This window comes from Anaerolentibacter hominis, from assembly GCF_032380675.1.
GTDB lineage: Bacteria > Bacillota > Clostridia > Lachnospirales > Lachnospiraceae > Anaerolentibacter > Anaerolentibacter hominis.
This window is the reverse complement of the sequence record NZ_JAWDIX010000002.1, coordinates 1-24334: the sequence shown is the minus strand read 5'-3', so window position 1 is coordinate 24334 and position 24334 is coordinate 1. Positions and strand designations below refer to the sequence as shown.

Genomic DNA, 24334 nt, shown 5'->3' with positions numbered 1-24334 from the left:
TGCTCTTCCTTCTTCCTTTATCGTCACTCTCTCTTTCCGTTTTTCATTTTTCACTCTTCATTTTTCCTTTTCCCTTGACAACCCCTCCCTCCTCCCTTATACTAAATCCAGATTCTATGTGACTGACGGATAATTGTGGAGCACACCACAAGGAAGCATAGAAGGTATGATGTCGACCGTCTGGGCAATTCTGACTATAGTCAGGATTGCCTTTTTCTGTGTCCGGATTTATCGATGTATTATGTCATGCAAAGCATGGCATGCGGCTCGCAGCAAGTACGCTGAGGCGTACTTGAATTTATCCAGGAGGGAAAAAGGCAGTCCTAAGTAAAACGCTTCGGAATGGAGGAAATTATGTTTAAAGAATGGAACGGATTTAACACCGGCTGCTGGCAGGAAGAAATCAATGTACGGGATTTTATCCAGAACAACTATGAGCCGTACACCGGCGATTCCTCTTTTTTATCCGGCCCTACCAAACGTACCTCAGAATTGATGGCCGAATTAAATGATCTATTCAGACAGGAACAGGAAAAAGGCGGTGTTCTGGATATCGACGTAGAGCACGCCAGTTCCCTTGTCAACTATAAACCAGGCTATCTGGATAAGGAAAAAGAGCTGATCGTGGGACTTCAGACAGACGCACCCTTAAAAAGAGGGGTCAACCCCTTCGGCGGAATCCGTATGGCAAGAAATGCCTGCAGAGCCTACGGTCACGAAATGTCGGAGCATCTGGAGACAGAATTTAAATACCGCACGACTCACAATGACGGTGTCTTCCGCGTTTATACAGATGACATGCGTCTGGCGCGGAAAATCGGGATTATCACAGGCCTTCCGGACGCTTACGGCAGGGGAAGGATTATCGGCGATTACCGGAGAATGGCGCTCTATGGGGCAGATTACCTGATTGCTGAAAAGCAGAAAGATAAAAACAAACTTGGCAGAAAACTGATGGATGTGGACAATATCCGGCTCAGCGAGGAGCTTTACCAGCAGATTACCTTTTTAAATCTGACGAAAGAAATGGCTGCGCTCTACGGAATCGATATCAGCCGGCCGGCTTCCAATGCCAGGGAGGCGCTGCAGTGGACCTACTTTGCCTATCTGGCATCCATTAAAGAACAGAACGGTGCCGCCATGTCTCTGGGACGGGTCAGTACATTTCTAGATATCTATATCCAGCGGGATATGAAAAACGGATTGCTGGACGAAGCCGGAGCCCAGGAACTGATGGATGACTTTGTCATGAAACTGCGTATGGCTAGACACCTGCGCACTCCGGAATATAATGAGCTCTTCGGCGGAGATCCCATGTGGATCACCGAGAGCGTGGGAGGCATGGGGGAAGACGGCCGGACACTGGTTACAAAAAATTCCTTCCGTATGATTAACACACTCTACACTCTGGGTTCCTCCCCGGAACCGAACCTGACGATTCTGTGGTCAAAACAGCTTCCGGAAGGATTTAAAACATATTGCAGCCAGGTATCTGTCGACACCTGTTCCATACAGTATGAAAATGATGATCTGATGCGGTCGTATTACGGAGATGATTACGGCATCGCCTGCTGTGTCTCCGCCATGAAGATCGGAAAACAGATGCAGTTCTTTGGCGCCAGATGTAATCTGCCGAAGCTTTTGCTCCTGGCATTAAACGGCGGCCACGATCAGATGACAGGTATGGATATCGGCCCGAAAATGGAAGTATACCCGGAAGAAACCCTGGATTACAATACCGTAATGGAACGTTTTGAGAACTACAAAGAGTGGCTCTGCAATTTGTACGTCAATACCATGAACGTGATCCATTATATGCACGATAAATACGCCTATGAAAAGACCCAGATGGCTCTTCACGATACGGAAGTAGAGCGCTTCATGGCCTTTGGCGTGGCAGGCCTCTCCGTTATCGCAGACTCCCTCTCCGCCATTCGCTACGGAAAGGTATCTGTTATCAGGGATCAGGATGGCTATATCTGTGATTTTAAGACAGAAGGGGATTTCCCGAAATTTGGAAATGATGATGACCGGGTGGACGGTATCGCCCGGGACATTCTGGAGGATGTAATTACAGAATTAAAGAAAACTCCTGCCTACCGGGATGCGATACATACGCTGTCCGTACTCACCATAACATCCAACGTCGTATACGGCAAAAAGACGGGCTCAACCCCGGACGGCCGAAAGAAAGGGGAGCCATTTGCCCCCGGTGCAAACCCGATGCATAACCGGGAAACGAATGGGGCCCTGGCCTCCCTGAATTCCATTGCAAAACTGGACTATTCCTGCTGCCGGGATGGTATTTCCAATACATTTTCTATCATCCCCTCCGCCCTGGGACGCTCCCGTGAAGATCAGATTCAGAATCTGACCGGAATCCTGGACGGGTATTTTCAGCAGATGGCTCATCACATCAATGTCAATGTGATGAATAAAAGTATGCTCATGGAGGCTTATGAAGACCCGTCCAAATATCCGAACCTGACCATACGTGTCTCCGGATACGCGGTAAACTTCCACAAGCTTTCTAAGGAACAGCAGCGGGAAGTTATCAGCCGCACCTTCCATGAAGCAGTTTAGGCGGCGGCAGTCCAGCATGGTAACTGTATGTCTCAGAAAGGAAGAGCTTCTATGAACGGTCGTATACATTCTTTTCAGAGCCTGGGAACTCTGGACGGCCCTGGAATCCGCTTTGTTATTTTTATGCAGGGCTGTCCCCTGCGCTGTGGTTATTGCCATAATCCGGATGCCTGGGACCCGAACGCCGGTACACTCTTCTCCGCCGAAGAGCTGCTTTCCAAAATACTGCGTTACCGCAGTTACTTCGGCAGAGAAGGCGGTGTGACGGTATCGGGAGGAGAGGCTCTTCTCCAGGCAGAATTCGTCACGGAATTATTTACGCTTTGCCGGGAGGCCGGTATCCATACTGCTCTTGATACCAGCGGCTATACCTGGAAGCAATCGTTCCCCCGGCTGCTCAGCGTTACTGATCTGTGTCTGCTGGATATGAAAATGACCACGGAAGCAGATTATCGGAATTTTACCGGCGCAAGTCTGAACTCGGTTCTTTTCTTTTTGGAGCAGCTGGATAAACGTAATATTCCTACCTGGATCAGGCAGGTTATCGTCCCGGAATTGAATGACAACAAAGAAAATATACAGAAACTGGCAGAGCTGATCCGGCCCTATGCCTGCATTGAGAAGGCAGAGCTGCTGCCCTTCCGGAAGCTTTGCAAGAGTAAATACGATGCTCTGAAAATTCCGTTTCCCTTTGACAAATACACAGAGGCTTCGGAAGAGGAAGTGGCAGTTCTACAAAATGAGATAAATCAAATACTGTATAAACAGTAATGAAATGGGCCCCGCGAAAACTGAACCGCTTCCCGTCAAAAGGACAGTGAAAAAATACAAATATTTACTGACCAGCAGCATACGCGTTGCTGGCTGCTTTTCATACCTCTACGGCTTGCCGCTTTAGTTCCGTGGGATACACACGGTTCTTATGTAATAGAAATGCATCTGGTCCGTCTGCTTCGTAATTGCGGTCCCATTGTCCGATTGCATCACGAGAAACGCTACTTCTCCTCGCTACTTCGCTTAAGGTGATGGTTCCTTCAAGGTAACCCTGTATAATCTCGACCTTTGCTTCTAAACTCAGTCTTTACTTTTGAAGCATATCAAGCGCAGGGCCCTTATAAGGTATAATAGTATTTTCAGTGGGGCCGACATAGGTTGTTAAGGCTTTTCTTTCTGGCATCCTTTGTATAATATGCTTATTTGACTTTTTTCATAGGTTTTCGACCAAATTTAATTCTAGTGTTTTAATGACATTCAATTAATTCGCCAATATCACATGCAATCACAATAGCATAATAACTAAATAAGATACAACTAGTCACCCTTGCAAACTGAGATTTATCTTTGCCCTCACATTACAATTTAATTTTTTATAGTGATGATTTGCTGAAATTCCACGGTCTTACCATTTATTATTGATGAACTGACATAAGTGCCCATCAGATTACAACCTCTTTCACCAATGATTGATTGTACATCTTTTGTTTGAACATTGGCAACAGGCATTGAAATAATCACTTTATATTCTCCATTCGGGAAAGCCCCTTTATTATATGTGAAGCAATCACTACAAAAACTTCCATCCTGTTGTATTTGTGCTTTGCATTGAGCAAAATATCTCAACTTAGTATTCTGCAAATTTATCATTAATTTCGTATTGAATGGTAAATTGGTTATCCCCGAAATTGCACAACCAGTTTCATTTATTTGCGGCTCACATAAGTTTATTGTTACATCTATGCCTTTCCCCAAAGGCTCCAATGCAATTTGGGAAGGCCTGTGGTAGAATTCTCCCATCACAACTGCCTTATTGTTATACATCCAACGATAATGTTTAAACTCAAACCCAAGTTCAAGTATCTGGTGCAAAATGTAGGCTTCAAATTCTGCTTTATCACTAAAGTGAATACCACCTGGCTTTTCACTTTTTTGGCGATAATAGATTCTATAAATCTCTGATATAGGTTTCTGGTAATAGTCTGATAAGTATATCAGGTTAACTGCTGAACTATTATCTCGTATTGCCTTATAGATATTTTCATTTATCTGATCCTCCGACATTATGTTGAAAAAAAAATCATCAGTAAGAGAAGTGCTTTCCCATGGATTTTGCGTTCCTCCACTTCGTATTATTACATCAGAACGTACTTGTTTAAACAACTCCTCTATTTTGATATTTGGTTTATCAATATGCTGAAGCAGGCAAGCTGTAAATATACTGTTTTCATCTGGCGAAGGTGATCCAATCGCAACAGTGTTGGGCGCTGTAGCAAAGGATATGAATGTACCACGTCCAGATTTTATTTCAGCCAATCCACCACTTAAAATATCCTTTGTAAATGACGGTGAAGTTCTGCAAGCATCCAAAATAATTATGTTTGATCTCTGCGGATGGGCATTCATATAATCAGCAATAATCTTTATTGGGACTAAACCTGTGTTTATAAGGATCGATTTATTGGGTGTTGGTTTACAATCTATCGGTACGATATAGTTTTCACCATCAATCTGAACACCATGTCCAGAATAATACAGAAGGACTGTCGAGTATGAATCTGCGGCAATAATAAACCGATCTATTAATTCAAACAAATGGGCACGAGTAAAATCATGTGCAGCGAAAATGTCAAACCCAAGTACCCTCAAAGATTCCTTCATATCGTAACCATCTTTCTTACATGAAGGTAGCTGATTGCAAAATTGATACTTATCATTCGATACTACAAGTGCAAGCCCCCTTTGTATATTCACTCTTTTGCCTCCTTATTCATGTAGGATATAAGAATATTGAAAACATTGCTGCCATCCGTGTCATATTTATCAGCAAGGCGCCACGCCTCACGCTGCAATAGAGGTAACCCTTTATCAAAAGGCATTTTTCCAATTTTCTTTAGTTCTTCAGATAGTTCCTTGTATATTGCATTCTCAATCTCATACTTATTCATAATTAATCCCTCCATAAAGATAACAATCATAGTTGCTTTATAGCCAGATACGAAATGATTTTATTTATAGTTCTCTTAACTCTTTCTTCTTGACTTTCAATCAAGAAGATCCTCCGTTTTCAGTTCGCTCAATTCAGATTTGTCATGATTCTCTATCCGCTTTATATTCCTTTAGTACAGAATTCGCCCATATGCAGAACTGCGTGACGAGCAGAGATTTTACCCTGTATACGACAGAAATAATAACATCCAGATTATAATAATCCACTTGATATACTCTGGCATCTTTGGCAGTATGGGCAAATTTTACCCATACTTATTAAAAGTATATGCTTGCCAATCACACTTCTGTCTCTCTGAAACAGCTTAGCCATTTATTCTCTGTTAAGCCAGACAGTTTCACCGCTCATCTGGACATCTATTTGGGTTAGATCATCACGTTTGGTACATGATAATTTCGGTGTTCTGAAGTTATATTAATTCATCACTCATCTTCACGCCTCTTTTCTAACATTTTCTATGTTTATTCTACCATGAAACATTTACAAAAAACAGGTAAAGCGCCAATGACTTGTACACAAGGAGCCATCAGCGCTTTTTTAATTTTTTGATTACTATTATTCTATTTGTCCTTGCTACTAAAAGCTGTATGCCCACAGCCTTGAAAACGCGGGGCCCTGATTCTGCACTTATTATTTCTTACAGGAACAAATACTTCAATATAAACAATACCGCCAGCACATACATCAGGATGCTGATCTTCTTCTCCTTTGCCTTGCCGGTGATCAGGTTCAGCACTACATAGGAAATAACGCCCATAGCGATACCTTCTGAGATGCTGTAGAAGAATGGCATAGCAGCAATACAGATAAAGGCCGGAATGCCTTCACCCATATCCGCAAAATTAATCTTGGCAACGGAACCCAGCATATAGAAACCAACGATCACTAAGGCCGGAGCCGTTGCAAAGGAAGGAATCGCAAGGAAGATCGGTGACAGGAATAAAGCCACCACAAACAAAACTGCGGTCGTCAGAGATGTGAGGCCGGTACGCCCTCCCTCGGAAACACCAGATGCACTTTCCACAAACGTGGTGGTAGTGGATGTACCCAGCACCGCACCTGCTGTCGTCGCTACCGCGTCCGCCATAAGTGCACCCTTGATTCTGGGGAGCTTGCCGTTTTTATCCAGCATGTCTGCCTTGGAAGCCACACCAATCAGGGTTCCCAGTGTATCAAACATGTCCACAAACAGGAATGCAAAAACCACAACCATGAATTTCAAAGAGAATATACCGGAGAAATCCAGCTGTCCGAAAACCGGCGCAAGACTTGGAACCGCAAGGCCGTTGGCAAAGCTCGGAAGAAGGTTGTAAAAGCCCAGATCCGGATTCGGAATATAAAGTCCTGTCACCTGGCATATAATACCCAGCAGCCAGGTAATAAGAATACCCCAGAGGATATTTCCCTTCACCTGTTTGATTACCAGAAAACCGGTGATCACGATACCGATAACCGCAAGCAGTACGGTAATACCCGCATCATTAAAAGATGCCGCAACACCATTCACTTCGTTGTACTTTTCTACTGAGAACAGCTGTACCAGCGTAGCGCCGCCGATTACAATCTTGGCATTCTGCAGGCCGATAAAGGCAATAAACAGACCGATGCCGACGCTTACCGCATGTTTTAGATTGGTGGGAATTGCATTGAAAATCGCTTCCCTTACATTCAGAAGTGACAAAATGATAAATATAATACCTTCAATGAATACCGCTGCCAGAGCAGTCTGCCAGGTATATCCCATTCCCAGCACTACCGTGTAGGCAAAATAGGCATTTAAGCCCATGCCCGGCGCCAGGGCAAACGGATAGTTGGCAAAAAGCGCCATACACAGCGTACCCAGAAAGGATGCCAGAACCGTTGCCGTAAAGACAGCGCCTGAATCCATCCCCGCTGCGGACAGCACGTTGGGATTGACTGCCAGTATGTAGGCCATCGTCATAAAAGTAGTAAGGCCCGCAAGAATTTCAGTTTTTACTGTCGTCTTGTTTTCTTTGAGTTTAAATAGTTTCTCGAACATAATAACCCCCTTCTCTAGTGTATCCCGGGAAACCCCTCTCCCGATGAATAAGTTAGAAAGCAAAAAATTTCAAAATACAGCTGTCACTATACTTTGAAACTTTCTACTTCCTACTTGATCATAGCAGACTTATGCGAAAATGTAAATCCGTTCTTCCCATATAATATTTAAATCGCCCTGGAACGGCGAAACAGCATGCCAATAAGTTCCCCTAACGTACCCTTTTTCTCCCGGCAGAGCCTGCCCTGCACATACATTGCTTCCGGCAGGAGTCCTCCGATCCGGTTCTTATCTGTCTTTAGTATATTTTCTTTCATGGTAAAAAAATTCGCCAGCTTTCCCACCTCCAGCGTACCGATCTCACCATCTTCCCCCAGCATCCTGGCGCCATTCTTTGTGTAGGTACAGAGCGCTTCATAGGGACTCAGGGACTGAGAAGGAACATAAAAGTCCACCATGCCCAGCATCTGCTCAAATGGATTGATCCCCTGGACCGGGGAATCGCTGGAGCCGCAGACACAGACACCGGCCTTCACCAGTCTTTTTAACGGCACCTGCCGATCAATGATCTCCTGTTCCAGAAACTGTTCATAGCTTTTCAAATAATGCCGGTCCATCCAGGAGAATCCAGGCTGTACCGTCACGGCCACGTCCATCCGGCAGATTTTATCTACAGCCCCCTCAGTGGGAAATTCAAAATGATCGATCCGATTCATTCCTTTCCCGGCATCCAGCCTGCGGGGCAGCTTCTCCATAATGCCGGTTATCTGGTCAATGGCTTTCTCCCCGATGGCATGGGCCGTTACCACATACCCTCTGTCATAGGCAGCCTTCACCAGATCCTCAATCTGCTCCGTGGGATAATAGCAGTCGCCTCTGGCTCCATTGTCCCGGTAAGGCCGGTAAAATGCCGCGCTGTGAGACCCGACCGAGCCATCCATCTCCCAGACGCCGCAGCCACCCACCCTGGGCCTCTTCTGAAATCTCCGAAAATATTCTGTCCTTGGAAAGTCCATATACTGAGGAAAGAACCGCACGCCGATATCCATTCTCCGAAACAGCCAGACCATCAGCCGCGTGAGAGTATCCTTTTTCACATCCCCGCTCCCGTCAAGCGCACAAACGTGGCTGATCCCGTACCGGCAGCACAGATTGGTGAAGTTTCCGATTCCCCGGGCCAGTTTCGCCGGCGTCACAGATTTTGCGATCAGTCCTGTAATTTTTCCCTGATTAAATTCATGTTCCTTGCCGGAAAGTATCCCGTCGGTGGCGGCAGGATCAATTCCCAGCCTTTCAAGCATCCTGGTGGACAGGCTGCTGCTGTGCCCATCGATATTATATAAAACCATAGCCCGCCCACCGGTCCATTCATCCAGCTCCTGTCTGGTGGGCAGCCGCTTTTCCTCCATCGCAGAGACTATATAGTTGTTAGCTACAATGATTTCATTCTTACCATATTTACTGCTCTCCCCGCATATCTTCGCCCGAACCCCCTCCAGATTGGAAGGAATCACTTTCCCATCTTCTACCGTACAGATGACGAAACTGGATGCGGCAAGCACAAGGGAGTAAGTAAGATGCAGATGAGAGTCAATCATGGCTGGAAATACATGCCTGCCGTGTAACGACACTTCCTCCCAGTCTCCCTCCGGCCTGGTATTTCCAAGATAACAGATGTTCTCTCCCTTCACACCCAGATATTCATAGCTCTCGTCCTCCGTCCGCATGGTGTGAAAGATCCCGTCTGTATACAGGACTTTTTTCTTCTTTCTTTGTCGTCTCATCATAAACCTGATCTTCCTTCTTCCCGCGCATACCCTGACTAATAGGTAACCACATTTCCCACGGCCATCAAAAGATAAGCCACTATAATAATCACTTGCATACCGGTCCCGCCAAACCTGCCCATCATAGACTCTCCCGGTTCCTTCGCGGCATTGCGGTAGGCAGGAATCACCAGCAGCGCAATTAAAATAGCAATCAGACCGCCGGCCAGACGCATAAATTCCATGAAACCTCCCAGTCCCAGAAAGGTCAGCACCAGGGAGGGGATTGTAGCCACCATCCAGCAGATACGCCGGTTTAAATGAGTCTGTTCCTCCACAATATCCGACAGGGCAAGAGAAATTGACCAATAGGTAGTCAGCATAGCCAGCACGGTAAAGGCTGAACCCAGTGCCTGGGCCCACACACCGATCCCCTGGCTCCAGCCGATCATCGCCACTTCCGTCACTGTTTTGGAGGCAATCAGAGCACAGACCGTAATTAACACAATCAAAATAACATTGTTCATCAGTCCCCAGAAAATGGCCTTTTTAATCCGGCTCTGATCCCCCTTCAGGCCGGTTACTGCCTGAGGAATCGAGAAAAATGCGGAGAATGCAAACATTGCCATTCCGAAATACGCCAGTCCCTGGTTTAACGTTCCGGCCTTAACCGGAAGCCCGGCTGACGGCTGAAAGAACGATGCGATGCATAACACACCCACCAGCACGAATATCACAGCGACCGCAATCTTTTCACTTACTCCCACTGCCTTCAGCCCGAAAAGCACCACGGCTGCTGCCACAACATAAAAAAGGAGCCTTGAGAGAATCATAGGTATCCCCAGAGAAGCATTAATGATCTCTGCCGCACCGGATATGTAGGCCGCCAGATTGGTAAACAGCACCAGCGTCATAATGACAAAGAAGCTGAGTGTCATGATCTTTTTCCCTTTTCCTCTGAATAAAAAGCGGGAAAATACCTCAATCAGCTGTGCTCCCTCTCCGCTCCTGAGCGCCAGATCCGCAATCATCACATGCAAAATATAACTGGCCAGAAATGCCGCAGCCAGAATAACAAAGCTAACTATAATACCATTTTTCTGCGCCAGGTAAGGCATAGCCATAACACCGCCGCCGATTCCATAGCCGGTGATAATACAGGCTCCCTCCCAGGTCGTTAATTCCTTCTTCATATTTCTTCTCCCCTTGATTTATGTAACATGTTTCATCCGTTCATAGACCTCCCACATCAGACGGTTCGTCTCTTCCTTTTTGTTCGCGGTCAGATCTGGATAGACCGGCTCCAGGATATGGAGGGTCACACAGGGTTTCTTTTTCAGATATTTCCGTATGCCCTTCGGCCTTCGAAACGTGATAACGAAGGGCAGAATCGGAGCACCGGTCTCATAGGCAAGCAAAAATGCCCCGCGCTTAAACCCCCTGATCCCATTATAGTAAGGGTGGAGCACCGTCTCCGGATATAAATGAACCAGTCCGCCCTTCCTGACATACTGATTCAGCTCCCTGCTTAGCTTTAAGAACCCTTTTTTATTTTCCGGGATTGGCACCCCGCCCAGCAGGCGGATCAGATGCCGCAGCACCGGGATCTGAAAGTTTGCCTGGAGCGTGGGAAAACAGACGGGCCGCTTTCTCATGGCACAGGCCAAAATTACACAGTCTAATAGATGAACATGGTTGCAGACTGTGACCACTCCTGTTTTTTGAACCTTCTTTAAATTCTCCCGCCCCGTCACCCTGAGTCCAAACACCAGCCGGTTCACCGGGATAAAAATCAGGTAAACCAGCTCCCGGATCAACCGGTTGCCAATCCGAAAAAGCCTGCTCTTTGGAAAGAACTGAAATTTCTCGTTCCACCGGAACTTAAGCGGCTCCCACATCTTAACGATGCGTTCGGTCTCATAAACAGGCTGTTCCTCATCCTTTGATTCCATCATTACCATCGGGTTTCACTCCGGTCCTCTCCTCGATTTCTTCCCGAAACATTTCCTCCATCCTGTCCACGCAGGCATCCAGAGAATATTGCTTCCCATGTTCGCTGTATGCCTGTTCCATTTCCTTACGCTCCCGTTCATGTTCCATCCAGTAGTCAATCTTCTCCGCCAGGGAACTGCTGCTGCCCGCTTCAAACAGGCTTCTCTCATCCAGAGCAAACTGTGGGGTAGCCGACTTCACGCTGTTCGCAATGATCGGCACCAGGCCGCTGGAAAAAGCCTCCATGCAGGAAATTGCCTCGATCTCCGCATCGGAAGCATGGACGTAGAGGTCACTCATAGCGATCACATCCATCAGATCCTCATGGCTGTAAAATTCCATCACCGGCTCATGGGTCAGAACCCTTCCAAGCTTTCTGAGATCTTCCTTTTTCGGCCCCTGACCGGCCATCACCAGCTGTATACTGCTTTCATATCTGGACTTCTTAATTCCTTCGATCAGCAGATCCTGCCGTTTCTCATTGGAAAAACGCCCGATCATTAAAATGACAAACCGGTCCATCCACTCCGCTTTTTTCGGAATTTTCCGATAAACAAAATCTGGATCAACCCCGTTGGAGATCACATGGAGCTTAGCCCCATATCCATTCTCAACCAACTGATCCGCGATAAAACGGCTGGGGCAATGGATATGGGTGAAGGCATAATAAAAGTGCTTATAAAAAAACTGATAAATACGCCGGTTCACCGGTTCACTGGTACCCAGACAGATAGAATAGGTTATATTCTCCGGCTGCACATGAAAGGCCGCTGTCCTCGGCACCCCCAGTTCCTCCGCAATCTTAAGCCCCTTGATGGACAGGCGGAATGGCATCAGAAAATGGACCACGTCAACCTGACAGATGGCCTCCCGCAGCGTTCGCCGGTTTGGTCTCGCAAAGACCATTCCCTGGCTCGTCACCAGCTGCTTCACAATTGGCGGCAGCGGATAGGTTTTCACAACGAATTTATGATCCTCTTTCTTGCCAGCGCCTATTACATACACCTCATGTCCGTGCCTGCGCAGCGCCGATGCCAGTCTGCGGGCCGTAATTGTCGTCCCGTTGTTGTCATTGTCGAACTGGTCCATGACCAATAAAACTCTCATAACCCTAACCTCATTATTCTTAACCCATACTACTAATATCTCTCAAGCCGTCCCATCACGCTGCGGGTCAAATATAAGAAAGTTTACCATACATTACAGCATCCGTCAAAATTCCGCACATGTCCTGCCGCTATTCATCCCTGCCTTTCCAGAACAGTTCATCCAGCGTCCGTTCCAGTACCCAGCATATTTTCAGGCACAGATTCAGGGACGGGTTGTAGTCCCCCCGCTCAATCATGTTGATGGTCTGGCGGGACACTCCAACCAGCCCTGCCAGCTCATCCTGGGATAACCCCTTTTCTGTTCTGGCCGCCTTTAACCGCATATTTCTGGACATGGCAGTTCCTTTCCTGAAAATTACTTATCGTTCGGCAGATGCGGATTCTTTATCTGTTCCAGCAGCTGTTGTTCCGCCGTATCTTCTTTATAGGAGAGCACTTCGATCCTTCTCGCCTGCTTCCGATTTCTATCTGATTCGCCCTGCCACTCGGTTGTCTGGGCAAATTCGTGTAACCTCTTATCCTGACCCAGCCGATAACAGGTATTCACTACCGTTTCGCCATGCCGCTCCAGGACCGTCAGGGTCAACCCTTCCTCTGTCTTTTTTAACTCCATATCCCTCATCATTCCGGTACTACTTCGTTTCACAGAAGGAATGTTGATCTGCGGCATCCCAGTCCCTGTCTCACTCTCACCTGTTACTCTCCAGCCTCCGTCTTCCAGAATATAGTTTGCCCCGTCATAATGGGCCCTTCCCTCTGTCAATTTTGTCCTGGCTGCATCCATAGAGAGGAACACAAAATTTAGTTCGTCCTTTTCGCTGACAACGACATAGTAATCTGAAGTCTTTTTCCCATCGGTTTCATTCTCTATGTTCAAGATAAGGGCATCGGACTTTGTATAGCCCCTGACGGCCCGGTTCACCCTCCAGGTTTTAGTATTTCCATTCCCCCATGCGGACGAAAGCATCAGGCAGAACGGGATCAGCAGATAGACTGCCAGCGACCCTAAGATAATCCTTTTATTCCGTTTCAGTTTTTTCTGGGTACTGATACCCTCCGCGTTTTTGATATATTCCCGATAAGAAAAGTAAAAGAACAGATATCCTATGACAAAGGAGGATAAAAAGATCAGCGCATAAATATGAAACCCCCATCTCCCTGTCCGGGCATAATAACGCAGACAGAATGTCCATAAAAATCCAAAGCAGCATAAATAAGCAAACAGAGATCCCTTTCCCTTACACTTTCCGCAAATGGACCCATCAAAACACCACAGCAGGGGCCATACCGGAAGCAGAGCGAAGATAGCCGCCGCCACACAGGCAAGCAGCACCCCGGGCCCCTCTGTTAAGGATATTCCATACCGTTCTGCCACCCACCGTGAAATTATGATTGCAGTCAGATTGAGACCGAATATAATCCAGCTTCTGATCCCCCATCCTCCGGATTCATCATGCATCCTTTCTTTCCAGCTTTGCTCCAGGTCATCCCATAAATTATGATCCATGTCTATTCTCCCCTTCCCCTGTACTGCTCTGTTGCGGCTGCTCTATCCGTCTCAATAATTAAACGCTGGAATGTCTGCGGGAAATTCAGGGTTTTCTTTCTTTTCCCCCATTTCGCCAAGAATCTTGTTCCGATCCGTCTCCAGCACCTGAAATCCCTCATATTCTGAATACTCCTGTACACCATCCTTTCCCATCTTGTACCGGTCCAGGGCGGAATATCCGGTCAGATTTCCATAAGTATCCATCACGTAGGTTTCTATGTAGGAAATCGTTACCTCACCCGAATCATAGGCAATATACCGCTTCGCGGCATCCCGCAGCGGATTCTCCCGGTAGGAAACACAGTAAATTGTATACTCCCCCTCTTGAGTCTTCTCCGAACTGTCTGCCAGAGACTGGCTCACGCCCGCATGTGGCAGATAGCTCTCCCCCTTTAGCGGTTCGTCAAATGTATGCTCTTCCCAGATGCCATGCTGCACCCAGTAATCCTCACCGTCTATCCGCATCCGGCAACGATCGCTGCTCAAGTAAATAAAATCAGAATCTTCTTCCTTAGCCACGTACCAAAGATAGGCAGAAGGTTGATTCTTCCCGTCATACTCTACAACCTTAAGGGCGGGCTGTTCCTTTAACATCATTGTCGCCAGATTGATCTCCCCCACGCCCTCCACCGGCGCGCGAAAGCCATTGGTATTCCTTGCAAATAAGGGCACAGCCACCACCGCCAGAAATACAATCCAGACAATAATAAGTCCTTTTCTGATCTCTTGTTTCTCTGTTATTTCCCCATCCCGCTGGAGATAAATATCATAGCCGATATAAAAACAAAAATAAGCCAGACAGCTTCCAACCACCGCCGCCAGCAGCTGAAGGCTCCGGTGATAGGTTAATACTCCTGCCCCTTCCCAGAACAGCAGAGCAATGAAGACAATATTTCCGATCAGCCTTCCCCTCCCGTTCTTCGTACTATAGACGATCATACCGGTACAGCAAAGACACATACTCTGGATGGAATACAATACAGCAAGCACTGGTACGATATAGATACTAGCCAGCAGTCCGGCCACCTGAAACAGCACCAGCTGCGGAATAAATAAAGACGCCGTCAGCAGCAGCCAGATGATAAATACGATCATCATACACCTGTTCAGAACTTTTACTACTGTCTGCCCCTTCATGTTCCTGCTCCGCTCATCTTCTAGTTCTTTCGGAGCCTCTTTTAGATCTTTCCAAAGATTCCGTTCCTCCCCCATCTCATTCCCTTCCTTTCACATCTATAAAGCATTTCCCTGCCACAGCAGGAATATCATGCATATTCCCGTCAGAGATCCGGCCCACAGCAGCACAGAAATCAGGGTAAGCCTCTTTTTCCTTTGCCGGCTCAGGCAGATCCAGCAGCCCGCATAATAGGAAAACCAACAAATGCCCAGCATAGCAAGAAACAACCAGGTATCTGCGGAAAATCCTCTGTGTACCATCATCGCCTCGTAAAGAAATAAATAAGCCGTTATGCCCGTCAGGACCAGTTTACCCTTAACCTCCCGGCAGAATATTTTTCCTGTAATACACAGATAGAGGCAAAAAATATGATAGAGCAGGAAAATCGGCGGAAAAATGTAACGGGGAATGAAGTGCATCATCCCTTCCAATGCTGCACCCTTCAAAAAAGGCGAGATATAGAGCAGAATCAGAAAAAAGCCCAGTACAATTCCCAGAAGCCGCTCCGTCCATATCAGGGTCTTCCTCAAAAAAATGTTCTCTGTCCAGTGTTCTTCTGAAACCATAGTCCCGCTGCTTAATAGATATAGTAAATTCCTATCCTTTCCCTTCATGCTCTTTCCTCCTGTTCTTATTGAACAGAACTGTTATAATTCTGTTCAGGATGTTCCATCCGCTTTTCCATTTCTATCTCCACCTGTTCCAGATTATAATTCAGTATCTTTACTCCGACCTGTTTTTCAATCCGCATCTCACCCCGTCTGCACGTCAATATTTCCCTGTATTCCTTCAAAAAACCATAGGGATCCATCCCATAGTAAAGCCTCCGCTCCCTGACCCGATCCGTTTCTTCCAGCCCGATACCCCTATCCCGATAGCGCTTCTTTAATGTAATCTCATACCAGGAACCCTCTTCTTCCCGGCCCGAAGCAATTTCCTCCATCCAGGCCGCCATTGGCACCCCCATGCGATTCAGTGCCGCAGCCGCTTTCTGTTCCGGATAGACATCCTCGATCTTCTGCCATGTTTCCTGAAATATATACCAATTGTCATCTTGCTGAAGAAGTGCCCTGATCATGCTGCCTGTCATCCCATCCCAGGAAATACATAGCTGCCTGACACCGTGCGGCCGGTCTGTATTCCAAATCAGGCAGTTATCCGGCTTACCGTCCTCATTCATATCCACACCATACACTTCTCTCTTCATTCCCTTCTGCTGGACGATCTTGGCTAATCCCGTAGAAACCGCCAGGATATTTTGATCCGGCGCCGCCGCCTGATAAATTAGTCCCGCCGGAGGCAAAAAGACAAAAATCATCAACAAAATGCGCAGGCCGTTTTTATTCTTTCTGCACTGCTCCGTCTCCCGCTCCGTAATCTCTTCTGCCGACTCCTTCAGAAAATTACTATAGAGAAGATAAAAAATGCCGAATATGGCTCCCGTCCACACAGCAGCAGACAACAGGGAAAGCCATATCCGGCCGAATAATCGTTCCATACACGTCCATGCCAGAAATCCCGCCAGAGCACAATCCAGTACAATCAGACCACATCGCATCCGCCTGGAATAATTCAGGATGATCCCATTTGTGCAGCCATGATACAAAAACATCGTCAAGCCGCAAAAAAACAATAGGAGACAGAAGCGCACGCCAAACCATAAATACAGTTTGACTGCTCCTGTCTCCCAGTCTGTTAATAGATATGCCAGGACAAGAAGCCCTGTAAAAACTGCAAACAGGCGGAGAATCCATACACTCCTTCTGCCTGCTGCTTCCTCCAGACGCTCGTCCTTCCAATTTCTTCCGTTCTTCAGGTCCGATAACAGATTATGTTCACTCATATAAATCCCTATCCCTGAGCACTGTGACGGGGTGATGAGAAACTTCGCAAAGAGATTTCTCTTCCGCCATAAACCTATTGATATTTTTATCTGTTGTTTCTTATTATCATTTTAGAATGGGCAGGGCATTTTGTCAATTATATTTGACATTTATAAGTAGAACAAGGGGCAAATGCACGCAGCACAATGCCCCTGCCGGATTGGATTATCTGTCCTGAGAAAAATTCTCTGCAACCTTTTCATTCATCCGTCCAATTCTTCTTTTCGTAGCAAAATACTGTCCTATCCAGATGCCCAGATAGATGGCGAAGAAAATACCGAAATACAGGAAAATCCCTGCCGCATTGTGGCGCATCCACCGCATAAAATAAGCAACCGGGAAGGTGGCTGCGGAGCAGATGATCAGGTGGGTCACCGTCTGGCGGAGCATGCTCCAGGATTCCGTCTCCCAGATCAGCGCAGCGCCTGACCAGGCTGCCCCGTATAATAGGGAACAAACCGCCTGCAGAATAACCGCGTTAAGCTCACCGCCGCAGTCAGCGATCAACTCAGGTACCACAGGGTAGTACCTGCCGTCTCCCACCGTAATTGATATAAGTATCGTTATAATCGTACTGATGGCCAGGCCAACCGGTGCTCCCACCAGACACCGCATAAATAATTTCTTCTTCATATCCTTCATCACTCCATTCTATCGTTACAAATCAGATTCCCAGCACCTGTTTAATTTTCGACATATAGCGCCTGGAGACATAGGTCACTGCTCCGTTGGATAAGGTGACACAAATCGTTCCGGAGAAGCTCAGGTCAAACTTCTGTACCTTTCTTAGATTGACAATCTCTGAATTGGAAATCCTTACAAAACGGTTTCTGTCAAGCCGTTCCTCCAGTTCATAGAGCCTGAGGCGCAGGGTATATTCTCCCTCCTCGGTCTCAGCAAATATTTTACCCCCAGCCGCATAGATCCGAATAACATCCTCCTGCTCCAGAATGGCAAGAGTATCGCCTCGAAAACCGGTCAGCATCTGGGGCACATCTTCCGACAGCCTCCTCATCACCTCTTGAACCTCACCCGTCATCTTGTCAGTCACAATAAGGATTTTCAGCTCTTTGCATTCCGGTTCGATCTTAATTTCAATGCGCATTTTGTCACCCCCTCCGATAACTACAGTATAAGAAAATTCCGGATACATTTCCATTCTTTTTCGATGGTCGGTCGTTTTTGGCGCACAGATGGCTGGAACAATATAATCATTGCATGTCACCAAACTTACCGACAGAACGTTTGTCTGAACTCATTACTTGATATAAACTAAAGCTAATAGGAAACATCCTGTAAGGAGGTGGCAAGTTTGAACCAAAAGTCGTTTCAAACTATTTATTGGTGCAGTATCGCAGGTAAACCTGCGATATGCAGGGGTATATTTATGCACAAAAGTATATATTTCATTCTGGTCCTGTTCTTACTTCTACCATGCTCCGCTGTGTCCGCGGCGGAAGAGCGGCCAACTGTACGGTTTAACGAGGACACAGGCAATTACGAATATATTTATAGCCTGGACTCGAAGGAAATTCAAAACGCGGATAGCATGCAGGAAATATGGGAGCTGTTTCAGGTACCGGATTCCATCTTGGAAGAGATTACAACCAGCCAGCTGTTAGATCTGGTTTTGCTTAATCCATATACCGGTGATTTATCGTACTTTGATACGATGCAGATGGGTTTGGAATCTTTGAAAGAACGTTTCAACAGTATCAGAGAACTCCTAAAGCGGGATGACCTCCCGGATATCGTGATAAAGAAATACTCAACTCTGTCTCTTTCAGAAAGACTATTTGATAACACAGTGCAGATGATGTTTCTGGAGGCAGTTCTGTCTCAAAAAAGCGTTCTTCTTTCTCTGGATTATGTGGCCTTCAATAAATTAATCCGTGAAATAGAGCGGCAGTATACTGCCATGCAGAAAAATTCCTATTACCGTGGACTCACGGAAATATTTTCCGAGGCAATTGCCAGCCACTTTAAACCAGTCTGCATTGATACTTTTTCATCCAACAAACTCTACAGCCTTGCAGCTCCGGAAGAATCTGCTTATCCTTCCATGTTTCTTAAGCTGAAAGGATATTTTTTCCCTGTAGTAAAGATTGCACCGGGAGGCTATTTCCCAACCCAGCCATTAGAAAACCTCCCCCTTCTTTTCCTGGATTATTGCTCCCTCTGACGAACTCTCTTCGGATACTGCCTACCGTTACTCGTCACTTCCAACCCGCAATCGAATTGCAGCTTCCTTTACCTTTCCGAAAAAACGTGTTATTACAAACTGGAAGAAAAACTGGTCTGTGGTATTCCATTACCGTACTCCCGAACCCGGTCCTTCCATCTATGTATCTTTTGAATGACATAGGGTCCTTACTGTAAAACAAACGGCATATCACCAGGAAAAAGCTCCCGGTGATATGCCGTTACTCTATTTCTATTTTATTTACTCCAGATAATCCTTCAATTTCCGGCTTCTGCTTGGGTGTCTTAATTTTCGCAGAGCCTTTGCCTCGATCTGACGGATGCGCTCCCTGGTTACATTGAACTCCTTGCCCACTTCCTCCAGGGTTCTGGCCCGGCCGTCATCCAGTCCAAAGCGCAGGCGCAGCACCTTCTGTTCCCGGTCGGTAAGGGTGCCCAGAACCTCCACCAGCTGTTCCTTCAGCAGGGTAAACGCCGCGGCTTCCGCCGGCACCGGCACATTATCATCCTGTATAAAGTCACCCAGATGGCTGTCCTCCTCCTCGCCGATAGGAGTTTCCAGGGAAACCGGCTCCTGGGAAATCTTCTGAATCTCTCTCACACGCTCAACCGGCAGTCCTGTATACTCCGCAATCTCCTCGGAAGATGGTTCCCGTCCCAGTTCCTGCAGCAGCTGACGCTGTACACGGATCAATTTATTAATCGTCTCCACCATATGCACCGGAATCCGGATCGTTCTGGCCTGATCCGCAATGGCTCTTGTAATCGCCTGGCGAATCCACCAGGTAGCATAGGTACTGAACTTATATCCTTTTCTGTAATCAAACTTCTCAACAGCCTTAATCAGACCCAGATTTCCCTCCTGAATCAGATCCAGAAAGAGCATACCCCGGCCCACGTACCGCTTGGCAATGCTGACCACCAGCCTCAAGTTAGCTTCCGCCAGACGCCGCTTCGCCTCCTGGTCGCCGTCTTCCATCCTCTTGGCCAGCTCAATCTCCTCGTCCGCACTCAGCAAAGGCACCTTTCCGATCTCCTTTAAGTACATCCGCACCGGGTCCTCGATGCTCACGCCGTCCGGCACACTTAAGTCAATCTCTTCCAGAGGTTCTTCCTCTTCCAGCAGAAGATCCGGATCGGGTTCTTCAAAATCATCATCTGTAATTCTCAGGATATCCACGCCGTTTGCTTCCAGAAAATCAATGATACTTTCAATTTTGGCCGCATCCAGATCCGTATCGGCCAGAAAATCATTGATCTCCTGCAATTCCAGCACATTTTTGCGTTTCTTGGCGAACTGGAGCAATTCATTCATTTTCTGAGAAAAGTTTGTCATGTTTTCTTCCATAGCTACCCATCCTTTTCAATCTTTTACTAGTCTAACCATCCTTGAGAGAAATATGCAAATTCTGTAAATTCCTCATCGCCAGTGCTATCTTCTGTAACTCCGCAAAGTCCGTCACGCTCTGTCCTGCCGTCTCCAGAGCATTTCTCTTCACCCGCTTAACGGTCTCATTCAGTGCCCGTTCCCGCTCCATCTCACCCAGATCTTCTCCGATGTCCGCCGCGAAAATAGCCGCGGCCTGACTCTGTTCTTCCTTCTGGTCAAAATGGTTGATCACGGTAGCCGGAACCACATCGCCGTTCTGATACTGCTCAAAAAGCATGTCCGCCACCTGGCGGCAGAGCGGCTCCGTAAAATCCTCCGGTCCGATCACACCAGCTAACTTATCAAATATCCTCCGGTCGCTTCCAAGCCAGGCCAAAAGCATCATCTGAGACTGTTTCAGTCCATCCTCCGGCCGCTTCCTTCCGGTTGTATTTCTCACCGGCCTCTTCTGGTACTCTTCTCCGCTGCCAAGTCTGGCCCCGTAGGTATTCACCAGCCTGCGCAGATCCTCAAACCGGATTCCATACCGCTTCGCTATCGCTTCCGTATAATTATTCCGCTCAATCTCCTCCCCGAACACCAGGAGTTTCTTCGCCACTGCATTGTAAAACTTCGTCTTGTCCTCCGGATCGGCCATGTCATAGTCCCGTTCCAGCACAGATATCTCAAAATAAAAGCTGTTCAGAGCGTTGTCAATCCGCTTCTGAAATTCATCCGCTCCCAGCCCCTTGATAAACTCGTCCGGGTCCTTGTATGGGGCAAGGCTTATCACCCGCACCGTCATACCCGCCTCTTTTAAAATGGGGATCGCACGCATCGCAGCTTTCACCCCGGCCCCGTCACTGTCATAGGTCAGCAGGACCTCGCTGGTATACCGCTTTAACAGATTGGCCTGCAGCCCGGTCAGGGCCGTCCCCAGGGAAGCCACCGCATTTGTAAATCCCGCCTGATGCAGGGCGATCACATCCATATAACCCTCGCAGATCAGCATGTAATCCTTCCTGGAAATCTTGGCAAAGTTCAGCCCGTACAGATTTCTGCTCTTGTCAAATACCGGCGTCTCCGGGGAATTCAGATATTTCGGCATCCCCTCTCCCATCACGCGGCCTCCAAAGCCGATCACCTTATTGTTGGCATCCATAATGGGAAACATCGCCCGGTTCCAGAATTTATCATAGACGCCCTTGGACTCGTTCATAGTCACCAGCCCGGAATCCTTCAACAGGCCGTCCTCATAGCCCTTGCGCTTCAAATATTGATACAAATCATCGCTGGTTTTATTGGAATACCCCAGCCCGAAATGCTTAATCGTCTCATCCGTCAGCCCCCGGCCCTTGAAATAGCGGTAAGCCGCAGCCCCATTCGGCTGGCTCAGCTGATAAAAATAATACTTCGCCGCCAGCTTATTCACTTCCAGAAGCCTTGTCTTCCTGTCTGCGGCTCTCTTTGCCTCAGGAGAATACTCCTGCTCCGGAAGCTTGATCCCTGCCCGTTCCGCCAGGCTCTTCACCGCCTCCGGAAACGTCAGGTTTTCATATTCCATCAAAAAAGTAAATACATTGCCTCCCACGCCGCACCCAAAGCAGTGATACATCTGCCTGCTCTGGCTCACGGAAAAGGACGGGGTCTTCTCCCCATGAAACGGACAAAGCCCCATATGGTTGCTTCCCTTTTTCTGCAATTTGACATAGGAAGAAATCACATCCACAATATCATTGCTCCGTCTCACTTCCTCAATCACATCTTCCGGATAAAACATCAAAAGCTCCTGTCCTTTCACTTAAAATCTATTAATCTAATAAATATCCCAGAACTTCGGGATCGTCAGTTCCTTAAATTGTGCCATGGCAAACCGGTCGGTCATCCCGGCAATATAGTCACAGACTACTCTCTGTTTCGTCTGATTCTTGTTCTCCATCATATGAATGTACTTCTCCGGCAATGATTCCGGATGCTCCATATAATGATAAAATAAATATTCCACCATTCCCTCCGCCTTATGCTCCTCGCCCTTGGCATCCGGATTGGTATAAACATGTTCAAACATATACTGGCGCAGCTGGTACATCGATCTCTGAACCTCATCCGACATAATAATATCGTTCTGTCCCTCACTGCACCGGACAATATCATGGATCAGCGTGTTCAGCCTTTCCTTCAGACTGTGGCCCAGAACATCGGTAAATTCCTTCGGGATCTCATCCTCCACCAGAATCCGTCCCCGGATCGCGTCGTCAATATCATGATTAATATAGGCGATCTTGTCACAGAGCCTGACCACCTTGCCCTCCAGCGTCATGGGCATCCCCTTGGTCTGGTGGTTCACCATGCCGTCCAGCACTTCCCAGGTCAGATTCAGTCCCCGTCCCTGCTTCTCCAGAAGCTCAACCACTCTCACACTCTGCAGACAATGGTTAAACCCTTCCGAGCACACCCGGTTTAACACCCGCTCTCCGGCATGTCCGAACGGCGTGTGGCCCAGATCATGGCCCAGCGCAATCGCCTCTGTCAAATCCTCATTTAACAGAAGCGTCTTCGCAATCGTTCTGGCAATCTGGGAAACCTCCAGCGTATGAGTCAAACGTGTCCGGTAATGATCTCCCTCCGGAGCCAGAAATACCTGCGTCTTATCCTTCAGCCGCCGGAACGCCTTGCTATGTATGATTCGGTCCCGGTCTCTCTGAAACACCGGCCGGATATCACACTGTGCTTCCTCCCTGGCCCGCCCCCTCGACTCATCGCTGAACATGGCATGAGGACTCAAAATCAAATGTTCTCTCTGTTCCAGCCGTTCTCTGATATTACTTGGAAATGCCAATCTGCTCCTCCATTCTGAAACGCCGCTTTCCGGCGCATACTGCACACCAAAAAACTACTCATTTATTATATTTGACACAAAAAAGGGATTTCCTTTTTTGTGAGGAAAAATATTGGGGTGAGTTGAATGCAAAATTAACTTCTGGTTTATAAGTCTCCGTTTTATTTTGCATGACTAACTTCTGGTTTCTTGTTTCTCTTCCGCTTTCCGCCTTGTTTTCTTCTCCTTTTCATTCTATAATTGTTAGGTTGAATGCAAAAGTAAGTTCTGGTTTGCTTTGGCGATATATTTCTAAATATGTTGGAGAAATGAATAAAACTTTAATTAGAATATAAGCACCATTCAGACGCTTCTGTCGTACAACTGTACAACCAATATTATGTGGATAACTTCTCTGCAGAAAATTTTTCGCCTCGTTATCACTTAATTTGTGGATTCATTTCTTGCTTTTGTCCTGCTCGAATCCACAAATCGCTTTCGGCCGACGTCTCGTTTGTGCTCCGCCCAAACGAACCTTGGCCGTACGTCTGGCGGCATTTATCATGCCGCTCAGACTATAAGTAAGAAACAATAAAGATATAGGTAACCGAAACCATTAAAAAAAACAGCAACTTTAATACAAACACATATTTAGGAAAATCATTATGGAAAATCTATCCACAAATATCAAATAAAACAGATAACTAACAACACACTTTCTCCTTGTCCCTCTCCCTTCCTTCCCCCCCCTTTTTTTCCTTCCCCCCTCCCCCTACTGTTACTGTTAGACAGGATGCTTCCAAAGTTGCTATCAAAACTTCCAAGTTTGATACTGCTAATATGGTCGTTGGCGGTTCCTACG

At 47.0% G+C, this 24334-nt stretch carries 22 protein-coding genes and 1 riboswitch; of the genes, 3 read left to right on the top strand and 19 right to left on the bottom strand.

Annotation, left to right across the window (positions count from 1 at the left end):
• Nucleotides 1–108: 108 nt before the first annotated feature.
• Nucleotides 109–193, top strand: a riboswitch (ZMP/ZTP riboswitch).
• Between the two features lie 161 nt (nucleotides 194–354).
• Nucleotides 355–2583 (top strand): formate C-acetyltransferase, encoded by a 2229-nt coding sequence (pflB, locus tag ABCW47_RS09315; protein WP_343209646.1) that lies wholly within the window; start codon nucleotides 355–357, stop codon nucleotides 2581–2583.
• 51 nt (nucleotides 2584–2634) lie between these two features.
• Nucleotides 2635–3354, top strand: coding sequence for a pyruvate formate-lyase-activating protein (gene pflA, locus ABCW47_RS09310; RefSeq protein WP_343209645.1), 720 nt, complete (start codon nucleotides 2635–2637; stop codon nucleotides 3352–3354).
• A 100-nt stretch (nucleotides 3355–3454) separates the two neighbouring features.
• Here the strand turns inward: pflA and ABCW47_RS15130 are convergent, their stop codons facing one another.
• From ABCW47_RS15130 to ABCW47_RS09235, 16 genes are all read right to left on the bottom strand, one after another.
• The gene (locus tag ABCW47_RS15130) at nucleotides 3455–3661 is read right to left on the bottom strand and encodes a helix-turn-helix domain-containing protein (RefSeq protein ID WP_425516077.1); all 207 of its coding nucleotides are present in this window, start codon (nucleotides 3659–3661) and stop codon (nucleotides 3455–3457) included.
• 281 nt (nucleotides 3662–3942) lie between these two features.
• Nucleotides 3943–5331, bottom strand: coding sequence for a caspase family protein (locus ABCW47_RS09305; protein ID WP_343209644.1), 1389 nt, complete (start codon nucleotides 5329–5331; stop codon nucleotides 3943–3945).
• Complete coding sequence (locus tag ABCW47_RS09300) at nucleotides 5328–5525, bottom strand: hypothetical protein (RefSeq protein ID WP_343209643.1); 198 nt, start codon at nucleotides 5523–5525, stop codon at nucleotides 5328–5330. The genes ABCW47_RS09305 and ABCW47_RS09300 overlap by 4 nt, the downstream gene beginning before the upstream one ends.
• A 142-nt stretch (nucleotides 5526–5667) precedes the next feature.
• A complete protein-coding gene (gene rhuM / locus ABCW47_RS09295) occupies nucleotides 5668–5793 on the bottom strand; it encodes a RhuM family protein (protein WP_343209642.1) in 126 nt (41 codons plus the stop codon).
• Between the two features lie 431 nt (nucleotides 5794–6224).
• Nucleotides 6225–7607: an NCS2 family permease gene (locus ABCW47_RS09290; protein ID WP_343209641.1), complete on the bottom strand. Its 1383-nt coding sequence runs from the start codon at nucleotides 7605–7607 to the stop codon at nucleotides 6225–6227.
• 167 nt (nucleotides 7608–7774) lie between these two features.
• Nucleotides 7775–9394, bottom strand: coding sequence for an amidohydrolase (locus tag ABCW47_RS09285; protein WP_343209640.1), 1620 nt, complete (start codon nucleotides 9392–9394; stop codon nucleotides 7775–7777).
• Between the two features lie 35 nt (nucleotides 9395–9429).
• Nucleotides 9430–10566 carry an aromatic amino acid transport family protein gene (locus ABCW47_RS09280; protein WP_343209639.1) on the bottom strand — a complete coding sequence of 379 codons (1137 nt, stop codon included), beginning with the start codon at nucleotides 10564–10566 and terminating at the stop codon, nucleotides 9430–9432.
• 18 nt (nucleotides 10567–10584) lie between these two features.
• The gene (locus tag ABCW47_RS09275; protein WP_343209638.1) at nucleotides 10585–11334 is read right to left on the bottom strand and encodes a lysophospholipid acyltransferase family protein; all 750 of its coding nucleotides are present in this window, start codon (nucleotides 11332–11334) and stop codon (nucleotides 10585–10587) included.
• Nucleotides 11309–12472: a glycosyltransferase gene (locus ABCW47_RS09270; RefSeq protein ID WP_343209637.1), complete on the bottom strand. Its 1164-nt coding sequence runs from the start codon at nucleotides 12470–12472 to the stop codon at nucleotides 11309–11311. The genes ABCW47_RS09275 and ABCW47_RS09270 overlap by 26 nt, the downstream gene beginning before the upstream one ends.
• Before the next feature lie 130 nt (nucleotides 12473–12602).
• Entirely contained in the window at nucleotides 12603–12809 is a 207-nt protein-coding gene (locus tag ABCW47_RS09265; RefSeq protein ID WP_343209636.1) for a helix-turn-helix transcriptional regulator, read from the bottom strand.
• A gap of 20 nt (nucleotides 12810–12829) precedes the next feature.
• Nucleotides 12830–13981: a hypothetical protein gene (locus ABCW47_RS09260; RefSeq protein WP_343209635.1), complete on the bottom strand. Its 1152-nt coding sequence runs from the start codon at nucleotides 13979–13981 to the stop codon at nucleotides 12830–12832.
• Between the two features lie 51 nt (nucleotides 13982–14032).
• Nucleotides 14033–15235 carry a hypothetical protein gene (locus ABCW47_RS09255; protein WP_343209634.1) on the bottom strand — a complete coding sequence of 401 codons (1203 nt, stop codon included), beginning with the start codon at nucleotides 15233–15235 and terminating at the stop codon, nucleotides 14033–14035.
• 21 nt (nucleotides 15236–15256) lie between these two features.
• Nucleotides 15257–15814, bottom strand: coding sequence for a hypothetical protein (locus ABCW47_RS09250; protein ID WP_343209633.1), 558 nt, complete (start codon nucleotides 15812–15814; stop codon nucleotides 15257–15259).
• Nucleotides 15815–15831: 17 nt separating this feature from the next.
• Nucleotides 15832–17043, bottom strand: a complete 1212-nt coding sequence (locus tag ABCW47_RS09245) for a proton-conducting transporter membrane subunit (protein WP_343209632.1) — start codon at nucleotides 17041–17043, stop codon at nucleotides 15832–15834.
• A 205-nt stretch (nucleotides 17044–17248) separates the two neighbouring features.
• A complete protein-coding gene (locus tag ABCW47_RS09240; protein ID WP_343209631.1) occupies nucleotides 17249–17716 on the bottom strand; it encodes a DUF3021 domain-containing protein in 468 nt (155 codons plus the stop codon).
• Between the two features lie 31 nt (nucleotides 17717–17747).
• The gene (locus ABCW47_RS09235) at nucleotides 17748–18188 is read right to left on the bottom strand and encodes a LytTR family DNA-binding domain-containing protein (protein ID WP_343209630.1); all 441 of its coding nucleotides are present in this window, start codon (nucleotides 18186–18188) and stop codon (nucleotides 17748–17750) included.
• Between the two features lie 282 nt (nucleotides 18189–18470).
• Here ABCW47_RS09235 and ABCW47_RS09230 point away from each other — a divergent pair, with 282 nt between their 5' ends.
• Nucleotides 18471–19265, top strand: coding sequence for a hypothetical protein (locus ABCW47_RS09230; RefSeq protein WP_343209629.1), 795 nt, complete (start codon nucleotides 18471–18473; stop codon nucleotides 19263–19265).
• A gap of 261 nt (nucleotides 19266–19526) precedes the next feature.
• Here ABCW47_RS09230 and rpoD read toward each other — a convergent pair whose 3' ends face one another.
• From rpoD to ABCW47_RS09215, 3 genes are read right to left on the bottom strand one after another with little or no spacing between them, the layout of a single operon-like run.
• Nucleotides 19527–20633, bottom strand: coding sequence for an RNA polymerase sigma factor RpoD (rpoD, locus tag ABCW47_RS09225; protein WP_343209628.1), 1107 nt, complete (start codon nucleotides 20631–20633; stop codon nucleotides 19527–19529).
• 31 nt (nucleotides 20634–20664) lie between these two features.
• Nucleotides 20665–22434, bottom strand: coding sequence for a DNA primase (gene dnaG / locus ABCW47_RS09220; protein WP_343209627.1), 1770 nt, complete (start codon nucleotides 22432–22434; stop codon nucleotides 20665–20667).
• A 36-nt stretch (nucleotides 22435–22470) separates the two neighbouring features.
• Entirely contained in the window at nucleotides 22471–23493 is a 1023-nt protein-coding gene (locus tag ABCW47_RS09215; RefSeq protein ID WP_343209626.1) for a deoxyguanosinetriphosphate triphosphohydrolase, read from the bottom strand.
• Nucleotides 23494–24334 lie beyond the last annotated feature (841 nt).